Raw genomic sequence first — 13,296 nt, forward strand, 5'->3', positions numbered from 1 at the left:
ATCGGCATCGATGCCGATGCGATGGCGCGCCTGTTCCAGAAGTTCGAACAGGCCGATGCGAGCACCACGCGGCGCTATGGCGGCACGGGCCTGGGCCTGGCGATCTGCCGCCAACTGGTCGAACTGATGGATGGCGAGATCGAGGTGGCCAGCATGCCGGGGCAGGGCAGCACGTTCACCTTCACCCTGCCGATGGCAGACGGCGTGGCGCCGCCGCTGGTGCCGCAGGTGGCGCTGGCGCCGCACAGCCACCAGCTGCGCGTGCTGTGCGCGGAAGACTTCCCGACCAACCAGATCATCATCCGCGTCATGCTCGAGGAGCTGGGGCACCGCGTCGACGTCGTCGCCAATGGCATGCTGGCCGTGGCGGCCTGCGTGCATACGCGCTATGACCTGATCCTGATGGACGGGCGCATGCCGGAGATGGATGGCGCCACGGCCACGCGACTGATCCGCGTGGGCGGCTGGCCGGACCAGCCCGTGCGCGACCAGGAGCTGATGATCGTGGCCCTGACGGCGAACGCCAGCGAAGAGGACCGCAGCCGCTACCTGGGCGTGGGCATGGACGATTTCCTCAGCAAGCCGGTGGACGAGGCGGCCCTGCATGGCTTGCTGGCGCGTGCCATCGAGCGCCAGCTGCAGCGCGGCTTCATGCTGCCGCGCATGCCGTCCAGCATGCCGCGCAATGCGGCGCGGGGCCAGGCCGAACTCGACGCCCTGTTCGGCGTCGCGCCCAAGGCAGGCAGCGCGCCAGCGCCGGCGGCGCCGGCCAGCCGCAGCGGCGAGCTGCAGCGGCGCATCCGCGTCGCCTTCCTCGCCGACCTGGAAGGGCGGCTGCATGAACTCGACGCGGCCCTGGCCGCGCAGGACCAGGAGGGCGCCGGGCGCCTGCTGCACGGCTTGAGGGGCAGCGCCGCGTATCTCGACGAAACGGAGCTGCACATGCTGTGCACGGAAATGGAGGAAGCGGCGGATGGCGGGCGCTGGACGCAGGTGGCCCTGCACCTGCCGCGTCTGCGCGCACTGCTGGCGCAAATCGCCGTTCCGGACAAGGAAATGTAAAATATGCAATGCCGGACGGGGGAAGCGCGGCGAAACTGGGTAGAATACCGCCAGGCGCCCTGACGCTGCCGGCAATGGAGAGACTGATGAAAGTACTGGTGGTTGACGATGATGTCGTTTCGCGCATGGTGCTGATGCACCTGATCGACAGCTGTGGCGTGCACGATATCGTGGAGGCCGAGGATGGCGCGGCCGCGTGGGAACAGCTCGAGGGCGGCTTGCGGCCGGCGCTGTGCTTCTGCGACCTGCGCATGCCGCGCCTGTCGGGCATGGAGCTGCTGCAGAAGATCCGCTCCGACAGCGCGCTCGACGCCATGCCGCTGGTGCTCGTCTCGTCGGCCAATGACCAGGACACGGTGCGCGATGCCGTGCAGGCCGGCGCGGCGGGCTATATCGTCAAGCCCTTCCAGCCGGAACAGGTGCGCCTGCATATCGACGCCTGCTTCGACGTGGCGCCATTGCCGGCCGAGGCGCCGCTGGCGACGGCGCAGCGCCTGGGCATCGATCACGAACGCCTGCTGGCGTACCTGACGGGCTTCCAGGGCCAGATCGGCGCCGCCGCCGAACAGGTGGAAGCCCTGCTGGCAAGCGGCGAACCGGTGCAGGCGCGCCAGCAGCTGGAACGGCTGCACCTGGGTTGCCGCACCCTGGGGCTGCATGGCGCGGAAGCTGCCATGCTGGCCCTGCTGCAGGGGGCCGTGCTCGATGGCGGTCAGATGCAGACTGCGCTGGCCGCCCTGGCGCGCAGCGTGGCGCAGCAGGCGCATCTGCTTGGTGAGCAGGACGACGCGGACTGAATCCGCTGTTTTCCGCTTGCCGGAAAAATACTTTAGGTTTAAAGTATCTGCTTCCGGGCCAAGCACGCGCGCCCGCCACCAGCCAGGACGAGCATGAGCAGCGACCCATCGCCTACCACCGTACCTCCCCGGGATGACTTTGCGCGCGCGCACCTGCCGCCGCGCGCACTCTGGCCAGAGCTGTGCCTGGCCTTGCCCGAGCTGCAATATCCGACACGCCTGAACTGCGTCGCCGCGCTGCTCGATGCGGCCGTCGCCGCTGGCGGCGGCGCGCGTACGGCCATCCTCGCCGAGGGCCAGCGCTGGAGCTATGCCCACCTGCAGCAGCAGGTCGACCGCATCGCGCACGTGCTGCGCAGCGACCTGGGCCTGATTCCCGGCAACCGCGTACTGCTGCGCGGCGCAAATACGCCGATGATGGCGGCCTGCCTGCTGGCCGTGCTGAAGGCCGGCTGCATCGCCGTACCCACCATGCCGCTGCTGCGCGCGCGCGAACTGGCCACCATCGCGGCCAAGGCCGAAGTCAATGCCGTGCTGTGCGCGCAGGGCTTGCGCGGCGAGCTCGATGGCGTGCCGGATTGCCCGCCGGTGCTGTGCTTTGGCGCCGATGGCGCGGAGCTGGAGCAGCGCATGGCGGCGCACGCCAGCCCGTTTGCCGCGCACGACACGGCGGCCGACGACGTCTGCCTGATCAGCTTTACGTCGGGCACGACGGGCGTGCCCAAGGGCACCATGCACATGCACCGCGACCTGCTGGCCATCTGCGACTGCTTTCCCCGCTCCATGCTGCAGGCGCGCGCCGACGACATCTTCATCGGCACGCCGCCGCTGGCGTTCACCTTCGGCCTGGGCGGCTTGCTGCTGTTTCCCCTGCGCTTCGGCGCGGCCGCCGTACTGCTGGAAAAGCTCACGCCGGAGGGCCTGCTGCGGGCCATCGCGACCTACGCGGCCACGATCTGCTTCACGGCGCCCACCTTCTACCGCCAGATGGCGCCGCTGGCCGCGCAGCACGACTTGCGCAGCCTGCGCCTGTCCGTGTCGGCCGGCGAGGCGCTGCCGCTGGCCACGCGCGACGCCTGGCAGGCGGCCACGGGCCTGGCCATGACGGACGGCATCGGCGCCACCGAGATGCTGCACATCTTTATTTCCGCCACGGGCGAGGGCATCCGCCGCGGCGCCATCGGCAAGGCCATCCCCGGCTACCAGGCCTGCATCGTCGACGAGGCGGGCGTGCCGCAGCCGCCCGGCGTGACGGGCCGCCTGGCCGTGAAGGGCCCGACCGGCTGCCGCTACCTGGCCGATGCGCGCCAGGGCGAGTACGTGCAGAACGGCTGGAACCTGACGGGCGACACCTTCGAGATGGATGGCGACGGCTATTTCTATTACCGGGCGCGCAGCGACGACATGATCGTCTCGGCCGGCTACAACATCGCCGGGCCGGAAGTGGAAGAGGCGCTGCTGCGCCACCCGGCCGTGGCCGAATGCGGCGTGGTGGGGCGCGCCGATGAGGAGCGGGGCCAGATCGTCGAGGCGCACGTGGTGTTGAAGGCGGGCTGCCAGGCCGGCGATGCGCTGGCGGCCGAGCTGCAGGAGTTCGTGCGCCAGCAGATCGCCCCCTACAAATATCCGCGCGCCATCCGCTTCCTGCCCGCGCTGCCGCGCACGGAGACGGGCAAGCTGCAGCGCTTCAAACTTCGCACGGACATGCCATGAATATCGTCTGCATCGGCGGCGGCCCCGCCGGCCTGTATTTCAGCCTGCTCATGAAAAAGCAGGACCCCGCGCACCGCATCACCGTCATCGAGCGCAACCGCCCGTACGACACGTTTGGCTGGGGCGTGGTGTTTTCCGACCAGACCCTGGGCAACCTGGCCAATGCCGACGAGCCGACGGCGCGCGCCATCCTGCAGGCGTTCAACCACTGGGACGACATCGAGATCCATTTCAAGGGCGAAACCGTGCGCTCGGGCGGCCATGGCTTTTGCGGCATCGGCCGCAAGCGCCTGCTCAACATCCTGCAGCAGCGCTGCGAGGAACTCGGCGTGGACCTCGTCTTCGAGACGGAGGTGCAGGACGACCAGGCCATCGCGCGCCAGTACGGCGCCGACCTGGTGATCGCCAGCGACGGCTTGAACAGCCGTATCCGCACGCGCTACGCAGCCAGCTACCAGCCCGCCATCGAGCAGCGCCATTGCCGCTTCATCTGGCTGGGCACGCGCAAGAAGTTCGACGCCTTCACGTTCGCCTTCCGCCAGACGCCACACGGCTGGTTCCAGGCGCATATCTACCAGTATGACGGCGACACCTCGACCTTCATCGTCGAGACGCCCGAACATGTGTGGCGCGCGGCGGGGCTGGACGCCATGAGCCAGGAAGAGGGCGTCGCCTTTTGCGAGGCGCTGTTCGCCGGGGAACTCGATGGCCATGGCCTGCTGAGCAACTCACCCCACCTGCGCGGCTCGGCCCAGTGGATCACCTTCCCCCGCATCGTCTGCCGCCAGTGGGTGCATATGCAGGACGGCGTGCCCGTGGTGCTGATGGGCGACGCGGCCCACACGGCGCATTACTCGATCGGCTCGGGCACCAAGCTGGCGCTGGAAGACGCCATCGAGCTGGCGCGCTGCTTCGGCCGGCATGGCGATGCACCTGCCGCGCTGGCCGCTTACCAGCAGCTGCGCGCCGTCGAGGTGCTGAAAATCCAGAGCGCGGCGCGCAATTCCATGGAGTGGTTTGAAAACGTCGAGCGTTACAGCGCCATGGAGGCGCCGCAGTTCGCTTATTCCATGCTCACGCGCAGCCAGCGCATCTCGCATGAAAACCTGCGCCTGCGCGACCCCGCCTACGTGGCCGGTTACGAGCAGTGGCTGGCGCGGCGCGCCGCCGAACAGGCCGGCGTGGAGGCGCCGCACGGCCCGCTGCCGCCCATGCTCACGCCATTCCGGCTGCGCGGCGTGCTGCTGAAGAACCGCATCGCCGTCTCGCCCATGGCGCAGTACAGCGCCGTCGACGGCGTGGCGGGCGACTACCACCTGATGCACCTGGGCGCGCGCGCCATGGGCGGCGCGGGCCTCGTGTTTGCCGAGATGACGTGCGTGTCGGCCGACGCGCGCATCACGCCCGCCTGTCCCGGCATGTACAGCGAGGCGCATACGCAGGCGTGGCGGCGCATCGTCGATTTCGTGCATGCGAACAGCGATGCGAAGATCGCCCTGCAGCTGGGCCATGCGGGGGCGAAAGGCTCGACGCGGCCCATGTGGGACGGCATCGACCTGCCGCTCAGGGAGGGCAACTGGCCGCTGCTGGCCGCCTCGGAACAGCAATACCTGCCGGGCGTGTCGCAGGTGGCGCGGGCGGCGACGGAAAGCGACCTGGCGCGCATCGAGCAGGACTTCGTGCGCGCCACCCTGGCCGCGGCCGTCGCCGGTTTCGACTGGCTGGAGCTGCATTGCGCGCACGGCTACCTGCTGTCGAGTTTTATCTCGCCGCTGACCAACCGCCGCACGGACGAGTATGGCGGCAGCCTGGAAAACCGCTGCCGCTATCCGCTGCGCGTGTTCCGCGCCATGCGCGCCGCCTGGCCGCAGGACAAGCCCATGAGCGTGCGCATCTCGGCCCACGACTGGGTCGACGGCGGCATCACGCCCGACGACGCGGTCGTCATCGCGCGCCTGTTCAAGCAGGCGGGCGCGGACCTGATCGACTGTTCCTCGGGCCAGGTCAGCAAGCTGGAACAGCCCGTGTACGGGCGCATGTTCCAGGCGCCGTTCGCCGACCGCGTGCGCAACGAGGCGGGCATCGCCAGCATGGCCGTCGGCTCGATTTTCGAGGCGGACCACGCCAACAGCATCATCGCCGCCGGGCGCGCCGACCTGTGCGCCGTGGGCCGGCCGCACTTGGCCAACCCGGCATGGACACTGACGGAGACGGCGCGCATCGGCTACAGCGGGGCCGCTGCCGCGTGGCCAAGGCAGTACCGGCCGGGCCAGCAGCAGCTGGAGCGCAATCTGGCGCGCGAACGCCAGCTGGCCGCCGCCAGTTCGGGCTTGACCCCGCAGCAGGTGGCCGCGCGGCTGCTGGAAGGATGACATGAACAAGGAAGCATCGATGGACGCCTTATCAGGAAAACATGCGCTGGTGACGGGTGCCGGCAGCGGCATTGGCCTGGCCTGCGCGCGCGCCTTGCTGGGCGCGGGCGCCAGGGTCACCCTGGCCGGGCGCGATGGCGCGCGGCTGGCGCGCGCGCGCCTGCAGCTGGAAGAGGAGGGCGGCGCGGGCAGGGTGGCCCTGTGCGTGCTCGACGTGGCAGTGGAAGCGTCCGTGCAGGCGGGGTTTGCGCAGGCCGCCGCGCATTTCGGCCGCATCGACATCCTGGTCAATAATGCGGGCCAGGCGCATGCGGCGCCGTTCGGCAAGACGGATACGGCCATCTGGCAGCAGATGCTGGCCGTGAACCTGACGGGCGTGTTCCACTGCTGCCAGGCGGCCATGCCGGGCATGCTGGACGCGGGCTGGGGGCGCATCGTCAACGTGGCGTCGACGGCGGGCCTGAAAGGCTACCGCTACGTCAGCGCCTATGTCGCCGCCAAGCATGGCGTGATCGGCCTGACGCGCGCGCTGGCGCTGGAGGTGGCGCCGCGCGGCGTGACCGTCAACGCCGTCTGCCCCGGCTACACGGAGACGGACATGATGGCGCAGGCCGTGCAGAATATCGCCCGCAAGACGGGCCGCGGCGAGGAGGCGGCGCGCGCGGAGCTGGCCGCCGCCAACCCGCAGCAGCGCCTGGTGCAGCCGCAAGAGGTGGCCGATGCGGTGGCGTGGCTATGCCTGCCCGCCTCGTCGGCCATGAATGGACAATCGGTCGCCGTCGCCGGCGGCGAAGTCATGTAACCGAATGAAGACCATGGATAAAGAAACCGATAATCTGCAGGACGAGCCCGTGCTGGACCTGTCCAGCCGCCTGACGCAGGACCACCACCAGTCGCTCAAGCTGTGGCTGCGCATGCTGTCGTGCACGGTGAAGATCGAGAACGAGGTGCGCACGCGCCTGCGCGCCACCTTCGGCATCACCTTGCCCCGCTTCGACCTGATGGCGCAGCTCGAGCGCTTTCCCGACGGCCTGCGCATGGGCGAACTGTCCAAGCGCATGATGGTCACGGGCGGCAATATCACGGGCATCACCGACCAGCTGGAGCAGGAAAAGCTGGTGGCGCGCGTGGTCGACCCGAAGGACCGCCGTTCGTACAGCGTCAAGCTGACGCCGGCCGGCCGGCGCGCCTTCGACGAGATGGCCAAGGTGCACGAAGGCTGGATCGCGGAACTGCTGCAGGGCGTGACGCCGGACGACAAGACGCAACTGATCGAGCTGCTGTCGCACATGAAGCAGCAGTTGAACAACACCCCCTAAAGGACTGACCATGCGCTACCTCCCCGGCCAGCCGCAGGACCTGCCTGGCAACCGCGCCAGCCTGGCCAGCTACGCGGCGCGGCATTTTCTATTCTCCGTCGAGGACGGCGTCGCCACCTTGACCTTGCACAGGCCCGAGCGCAAGAATCCGCTCACCTTTGACTCGTATGCGGAATTGCGCGAGCTGTTCCGCGCGCTGGCGCATGCGGACGACGTCAAGGCGGTGGTGATCACCGGCAGCGGCGGCAATTTCTGCTCCGGCGGCGACGTGCACGACATCATCGGCCCGTTGACCCAGCTCGACATGCCCGGCCTGCTGGCGTTTACCCGCATGACGGGCGACGTGGTGAAAGCCATGCGCGCCTGCCCGCAACCGATCATCGCCGCCATCGACGGCATCTGCGCGGGCGCCGGCGCCATGCTGGCGCTGGCCTCCGACATCCGCATCGGCACGGCGCGCAGCAAGACGGCCTTCCTGTTTACCCGCGTGGGACTGGCCGGCTGCGACATGGGCGCCTGCGCCCTGCTGCCGCGCGTGATCGGCCAGGGCCGCGCCGCCGAACTGCTGTACACGGGGCGCTCCCTGCCCGGTACGGAGGCGGAGCGCTGGGGCTTCCTGAACCGCCTCGTCGAGCCGGAAGAGCTGGCAGAGGCGGCGCGGCTGTTCGCCGCCGGCCTGGCCGGCGGCCCCACGTTCGCGCACGGCATGACGAAGAAAATGCTGCAGCAGGAGTGGAACATGGGCGTCGACGAAGCCATCGAGGCGGAAGCGCAGGCGCAAGCCATCTGCATGGCCACCAACGATTTCCACCGTGCCTATCACGCCTTCGTGGCGAAGGGCCAACCACAGTTCGAGGGCGACTGACATGCGTGATACCAGCTATCTGGACTGGCCGTTTTTCGAGGCGCGCCACGCGCAGCTGGAGCGCGAACTCGATGCCTGGGCCACGCAGCATGTGGGCGAGGCGCACGGCGGCGACGTGGATGCGGCCTGCCGCGCGCTGGTGGCGCAACTGGGGCAGGGCGGCTGGCTGGCGCATGCCACGAGCGCCGATGGCCACGTCGACACGCGCGCCATTTGCCTGATCCGCGAAACCCTGGCGCGCCACGATGGCCTGGCCGATTTCGCCTTTGCCATGCAGGGGCTGGGCTCGGGCGCCATCGGCCTGTTCGGCAGCGCGGCCCACAAGGCGCGCTACCTGCCCGACGTCGCCAGCGGCAAGCGCATCGCCGCCTTCGCCCTGTCCGAGCCGCAGGCCGGATCGGACGTGGCGGCCATGGCCTGCGCCGCGCGCCTGGAGGGCGACGACTACGTGCTCGATGGCGAAAAGACGTGGATCTCGAATGGCGGCATCGCCGACTTTTACGTGGTCTTCGCGCGCACGGGCGAGGCGCCCGGCGCGCGCGGCATCAGCGCCTTCATCGTCGACGCGGACAATCCCGGGCTGGAAATCGCCGAACGCATCGCCGTCATCGCGCCGCATCCGCTGGCGCGCCTGCGTTTCAATCAGTGCCGCGTGCCCGTGTCGCAGCGCCTGGGCGCGGCGGGGCAGGGCTTCAAGGTGGCGATGGCGACCCTGGACATCTTCCGCACGTCGGTGGCCGCCGCCGCCCTGGGCTTTGCGCGGCGCGCCTTCGACGAGGCGCTGCGCCACGCCATGGCGCGCCAGATGTTCGGCCAGACCCTGGCGGACTTCCAGCTGACGCAGGCCAAGCTGGCGCAGATGGCCACCGGCATCGATGCGGCGGCGCTGCTCACCTACCGCGCCGCCTGGCAGCGCGACCAGGGCCGCAAGGTAACGAAGGAGGCGGCCATGGCCAAGCTGACGGCGACGGAAACGGCGCAGCAGGTGATCGACGCGGCCGTGCAGCTGTTCGGCGGCATGGGCGTCGTCAGCGACCACCCGGTCGAACGCCTGTACCGCGAAATCCGCGCCCTGCGCATCTACGAGGGCGCCAGCGAGGTGCAGCAATTGATCATCGCGCGCGAACTGCTGCGCGAGGCAGCCAGCGTAGGAACGGCATGAAGCGCATGAACAACGAGGAAAATCAAATGCAAGTTTTACAACCGCCCGCCTGGGCCAGGCCGCGCGGCTACGCGAACGGCATCGCCGCCAGCGGGCGCACGGTGTACGTCAGCGGCATGATAGGCTGGGACGCGCAGGGACAATTCCACACGGACGATTTCGCGGGCCAGGTGCGCCAGGCCTTGCAGAACATCGTCGCCGTGCTGGCCGAGGCGGGCGCCTTGCCCGAGCATATCGTGCGCATGAACTGGTACGTGCTGGACAAGAAGGAATATGTGGCGGCGTATCCACAGATTGGTGTTGCCTATCGGGAAATTATCGGCAAGCATTTTCCTGCCATGACGGCCGTGCAGGTGGCGGGCCTCATCGAGGACAGGGCGAGAGTCGAGATCGAGGTGACGGCCGTGCTGCCGGGATGAATTTCTGCTATGAAAGATTGCACATTGGCATCTAAATAATAAATATAAAAACATTATCTATCATGTTATATTTGGCAACCGGAAAATACGCCGGTTTTAAATACTGACAGTCGAGGTAGAGGATGCATAACAATTTCAGAGCAGCAAGCAGCGCGGCGCTGGCGGTAGCCGGCATGGCCTTTTGTCTGGGGGCGCAGGCCAATTCCGGCACCTCGCTCCTCTCGCCCGGCTATCAGGCCCAGCTGGAAACGTGGCTGGGCGAGGGCCGCCTGGCGCTGACGGCCATTTACAGCAAGGCGGCGGGCGATACTTCGCTCGATTTTCACAAGGCGACGGATGGCAAGGGGCGCACCTTTTCCGTCATGGAAGCGAGCAACAGCGCCGGACAGACCTGGCTGGTGGGCGGCTATAATCCGCAAAGCTGGAGCTCCACGGGGGGCATGCACGTCACCATGGAAGACAGCCAGCGCACCGCCTTCATCTTCAACCTGACGGCGGGCGTCATGCTGCCGCAGCTGAAGCAGTATTTCAGCGGCGACGGCATCGGCAGCGGACAGACGTATAACGACCTGAGCTATGGTCCCACCTTCGGCATCGGCCATGACCTGTACGTTCCCCAGGACTTGACGCATGGAGGCTATTCCTCGCTGTACTCCTACAATTACCGGGGGCAGCCGGCAAACGGCGTGAGCCTGATCGACGGTTCCACCTTCACGGGGCCGAACATCACGTATGGTGCGATACAGGTGTTTACCATCAGCGCGGTGCCGGAACCGGCCACCTGGAGCTTGCTGCTGGGGGGGCTGATCTTGCTGGCTGGCATGCAGTTGCGCCAGTCGCGGGTCAGGGACGGCGCCCGCGGCTGACTCCGCATGCTGCGGCGACGCCAGCCCCTCGCGTGGCGCGCGCCGCATCCGGCGGGGGCGAACCTGGCTTGCCGGAAATGATTGATGATCATCAACTAATCGCATGGCAGCGGCCCTGGGCTTGATACTGTCGTATGAGCAACCACCCACGCTTGGGACCCTGTCGTGTTATTTAATACCTTTTCATTTTTCCTCGTTTTTTTGCCGCTGGCGCTGCTTGGTTATTTTGTCCTGTCAAAGTATTCCCTGCGCCTGTCCATCATTTTTCTGTTGCTCGCCTCGGTGGCGTTTTATTGCTATTGGGATATCGCCTTCCTGCCCCTGCTGGCCTTGTCCATCTGTACCAACTTTGCCGTCGGACGCAATATTTCGCTGCAACATGGGCAGGGCCGCTTGCGCACGGCCAAGCGCTGGCTGATCGGCGGACTCGTCTTCAATTTGTCCCTGTTGGTCTTTTTCAAGTATTTTGACTTTCTGCTGAGCAATATTGCCGCCGTCACGGGCATGGCGATCGAGCCCATCGGCATTACCTTGCCCATCGGCATCTCCTTCTTCACTTTTACCCAGATCGCCTACCTTGTCGACTGCCATGCCGGCAAGGTCAAGGATTATCAGCCCGAGAGCTACGGCCTGTTCGTCACCTACTTTCCCCACCTGATTGCCGGCCCCATCCTGCATCACAAGGACATGATGCCGCAGTTCTCGCAGCCGGCCCTGCATGTCTTCCACCGCGGCAGGCTGCTGGTGGGCCTGAGCTTCTTCACCATCGGCCTGTTCAAGAAAGTCATCCTGGCCGACGGCGTGGCCCGCTTCGTGGGGCCGGTTTTCGACCTGCACCACCAGCACTTGAGCATGCTTGAGGCGTGGGCCGGCGCGCTGGCCTACACGTTCCAGCTGTATTTCGATTTCTCCGCCTATTCCGATATGGCCTACGGCTTGTCCTATATGTTCGGCATCATATTGCCCATCAATTTCAATTCCCCGTACAAGGCCGCGTCCATCATCGATTTCTGGCGCCGCTGGCATATCACGCTGTCCAATTTCCTGCGCGATTACCTGTACATCCCCCTGGGCGGCAATCGCAAGAGCGCATTTCAGCGCTACCGCAACCTGTTGCTGACGATGCTGCTGGGCGGCCTGTGGCACGGCGCCAACTGGACATTCTTGCTGTGGGGCTTGCTGCACGGCATTTACCTGATCATTAACCATGCCTTGCGGCACGTGCTGGGCGGACGCAGCAACCTGCCCCTGCGCGTGGCGGGCGCAGGCGCCACGTTCCTGGCCGTGGTGGTGGCCTGGGTCTTTTTCCGCGCCACTTCCGTCGGCGTGGCGCTGGACGTGCTGCAAGCCATGGGGGGCGGGACGCTGACGCCGTCCATGCGCGAGACGGTGCTGGGCATGAACCGCATCATGGAGCTGGGTTCCTGCCTGTGGTGGCTGGCGGCCTGTGCCGCGATCGTCTTCTTGTTGCCGAATGCCTATGATCTGCTGGGCCGTGGCCTGCGCCTGGAGGCGGAAAACCGCCTGGCCGGCCGGCGCGGCAATATGCTGCTGGGCGCCTTGCTCTTGCTGTGCCTGTTCTTGCTGTCGATCAGCGAAACCCGCGGCGTCTCCGAATTTCTGTACTTTAACTTTTAAATCATCATGCGTTCATCCATTACGACAGGAATCGGTGTGCTGCTGATGGCGCTGGTGCTCGAGATCGTGCTGCAGTGCCTGCCCGTATCGTCGGGCCTGCGCCTGGAGCACAGCAGCGCGGCCATGCCGCTCAGCCGTTATCTGCCCGGGCAGGCCTACGTGTATTCCCACGGCTGGGCGCTGTCGAATGCGCGCCGGGGCGCCACCAATGCGCAGGGCTTTGCCAATTCCGCGGATTTCAAGCCCGATGCGGCCGTGCTGGTGCTGGGCGACAGCTTTGTCGAAAGCCTGATGCTCGATTATGAGGACACGCTGCAAGGCCAGCTGGACCGCATGGTGGGCGGCCGGGTGTACGCCGCCGCCAGTTCCGGCAATGGCCTGGCCGATACGCTGGAAATGCTGCGCTACTACGGGCCGCGCCTGCATCCGCGCAATGTGGTCATGCTCATCGATTCGGGCAACCTGAACAATCTGCTGCTGCCGGCGCCGCGCAGCCACAACCAGTTCGTGGCCGGCCCGGATGGCGTGCGCATGGTGCACGTGGACTACGCGGAATCCAGGCTCAAGCGCTGGATGGCGCGCTCGGCCCTCGTGCGGTATACCTATTACAACCTGAAATTGCCGGACTGGCTCTCTTCCCTGCGGCATAGCGGCGGGGCGGCAGGTGTTGGCGGCGCGGCGCCGGCCGCGCGCGACCAGGTGCTGGACTATTATTTTGCGCAACTGCGGGCGGCTCAGGACGTTGTAGGCACGCAACTGATCTTTGTCGTCGACGGCGACCGCAACATGCTGTACGAGCCCAGGAAGGGCAAGCCCACCTGGCACGGCGACGACCGCCAGGCCTTCATCGCGCAGGCGAGGAAAAATGGCCACGTCGTGGTGGACATGCAGCCGGTGTTCGCGGCCCACTGGCGGCAGCGCGCCGAGCGGCTGGATTTCCTGCCGATGGACGGCCACTGGAACAAGGTGGCGCACGGCCTGGCCGCGCAGCAGGTGCTGCCCGTGCTGCAGCCGTCCCGGCAGCCGTAGCGGGGGAGGGGCGCTTCATGGCGCGCCGGCCCCGATGCCGGCGCGCGTTTTCCT

General features: G+C 67.0%; 12 protein-coding genes. All 12 read left to right on the forward strand.

The window, feature by feature from the left end:
• Nucleotides 1-1,062 (forward strand): response regulator (locus EBS11_RS20885; RefSeq protein ID WP_290605996.1); only part of this gene is annotated, 1,062 nt, incomplete at its 5' end.
• An 86-nt stretch (nucleotides 1,063-1,148) separates the two neighbouring features.
• Complete coding sequence (locus EBS11_RS20890) at nucleotides 1,149-1,859, forward strand: response regulator (protein WP_290605998.1); 711 nt, start codon at nucleotides 1,149-1,151, stop codon at nucleotides 1,857-1,859.
• A gap of 93 nt (nucleotides 1,860-1,952) precedes the next feature.
• Nucleotides 1,953-3,572, forward strand: coding sequence for an AMP-binding protein (locus tag EBS11_RS20895; protein WP_290606000.1), 1,620 nt, complete (start codon nucleotides 1,953-1,955; stop codon nucleotides 3,570-3,572).
• Nucleotides 3,569-5,944: a bifunctional salicylyl-CoA 5-hydroxylase/oxidoreductase gene (locus tag EBS11_RS20900; protein ID WP_290606002.1), complete on the forward strand. Its 2,376-nt coding sequence runs from the start codon at nucleotides 3,569-3,571 to the stop codon at nucleotides 5,942-5,944. Before EBS11_RS20895 ends, EBS11_RS20900 begins: the two co-directional genes overlap by 4 nt.
• Nucleotide 5,945: 1 nt before the next feature.
• The gene (locus tag EBS11_RS20905) at nucleotides 5,946-6,746 is read left to right on the forward strand and encodes an SDR family NAD(P)-dependent oxidoreductase (RefSeq protein WP_290606004.1); all 801 of its coding nucleotides are present in this window, start codon (nucleotides 5,946-5,948) and stop codon (nucleotides 6,744-6,746) included.
• A 13-nt stretch (nucleotides 6,747-6,759) separates the two neighbouring features.
• Nucleotides 6,760-7,263: a MarR family transcriptional regulator gene (locus tag EBS11_RS20910; RefSeq protein ID WP_290606006.1), complete on the forward strand. Its 504-nt coding sequence runs from the start codon at nucleotides 6,760-6,762 to the stop codon at nucleotides 7,261-7,263.
• Between the two features lie 10 nt (nucleotides 7,264-7,273).
• Nucleotides 7,274-8,128: an enoyl-CoA hydratase family protein gene (locus tag EBS11_RS20915; RefSeq protein ID WP_290606008.1), complete on the forward strand. Its 855-nt coding sequence runs from the start codon at nucleotides 7,274-7,276 to the stop codon at nucleotides 8,126-8,128.
• A 1-nt stretch (nucleotide 8,129) separates the two neighbouring features.
• Entirely contained in the window at nucleotides 8,130-9,290 is a 1,161-nt protein-coding gene (locus tag EBS11_RS20920; protein WP_290606010.1) for an acyl-CoA dehydrogenase family protein, read from the forward strand.
• Between the two features lie 26 nt (nucleotides 9,291-9,316).
• Nucleotides 9,317-9,709: a RidA family protein gene (locus EBS11_RS20925; RefSeq protein ID WP_290606012.1), complete on the forward strand. Its 393-nt coding sequence runs from the start codon at nucleotides 9,317-9,319 to the stop codon at nucleotides 9,707-9,709.
• 122 nt (nucleotides 9,710-9,831) lie between these two features.
• Entirely contained in the window at nucleotides 9,832-10,575 is a 744-nt protein-coding gene (locus tag EBS11_RS20930) for a PEP_CTERM-anchored TLD domain-containing protein (protein ID WP_290606014.1), read from the forward strand.
• 165 nt (nucleotides 10,576-10,740) lie between these two features.
• Nucleotides 10,741-12,213 (forward strand): MBOAT family O-acyltransferase, encoded by a 1,473-nt coding sequence (locus EBS11_RS20935; protein WP_290606016.1) that lies wholly within the window; start codon nucleotides 10,741-10,743, stop codon nucleotides 12,211-12,213.
• Nucleotides 12,214-12,219: 6 nt separating this feature from the next.
• Nucleotides 12,220-13,242: a hypothetical protein gene (locus EBS11_RS20940; RefSeq protein WP_290606018.1), complete on the forward strand. Its 1,023-nt coding sequence runs from the start codon at nucleotides 12,220-12,222 to the stop codon at nucleotides 13,240-13,242.
• Nucleotides 13,243-13,296: the final 54 nt, after the last annotated feature.

It is taken from the genome of Janthinobacterium sp., assembly GCF_009923995.1.
GTDB lineage: Bacteria > Pseudomonadota > Gammaproteobacteria > Burkholderiales > Burkholderiaceae_D > Janthinobacterium.

Bases quoted from the DNA above. Each gene is read 5' to 3' on its own strand.
- EBS11_RS20890 (WP_290605998.1), top strand. From the start codon at position 1,149: ATGAAAGTACTGGTGGTTGACGATGATGTCGTTTCGCGCATGGTGCTG.
- EBS11_RS20895 (WP_290606000.1), top strand. From the start codon at position 1,953: ATGAGCAGCGACCCATCGCCTACCACCGTACCTCCCCGGGATGACTTT.
- EBS11_RS20900 (WP_290606002.1), top strand. From the start codon at position 3,569: ATGAATATCGTCTGCATCGGCGGCGGCCCCGCCGGCCTGTATTTCAGC.
- EBS11_RS20905 (WP_290606004.1), top strand. From the start codon at position 5,946: ATGAACAAGGAAGCATCGATGGACGCCTTATCAGGAAAACATGCGCTG.
- EBS11_RS20910 (WP_290606006.1), top strand. From the start codon at position 6,760: ATGGATAAAGAAACCGATAATCTGCAGGACGAGCCCGTGCTGGACCTG.
- EBS11_RS20915 (WP_290606008.1), top strand. From the start codon at position 7,274: ATGCGCTACCTCCCCGGCCAGCCGCAGGACCTGCCTGGCAACCGCGCC.
- EBS11_RS20920 (WP_290606010.1), top strand. From the start codon at position 8,130: ATGCGTGATACCAGCTATCTGGACTGGCCGTTTTTCGAGGCGCGCCAC.
- EBS11_RS20925 (WP_290606012.1), top strand. From the start codon at position 9,317: ATGCAAGTTTTACAACCGCCCGCCTGGGCCAGGCCGCGCGGCTACGCG.
- EBS11_RS20930 (WP_290606014.1), top strand. From the start codon at position 9,832: ATGCATAACAATTTCAGAGCAGCAAGCAGCGCGGCGCTGGCGGTAGCC.
- EBS11_RS20940 (WP_290606018.1), top strand. From the start codon at position 12,220: ATGCGTTCATCCATTACGACAGGAATCGGTGTGCTGCTGATGGCGCTG.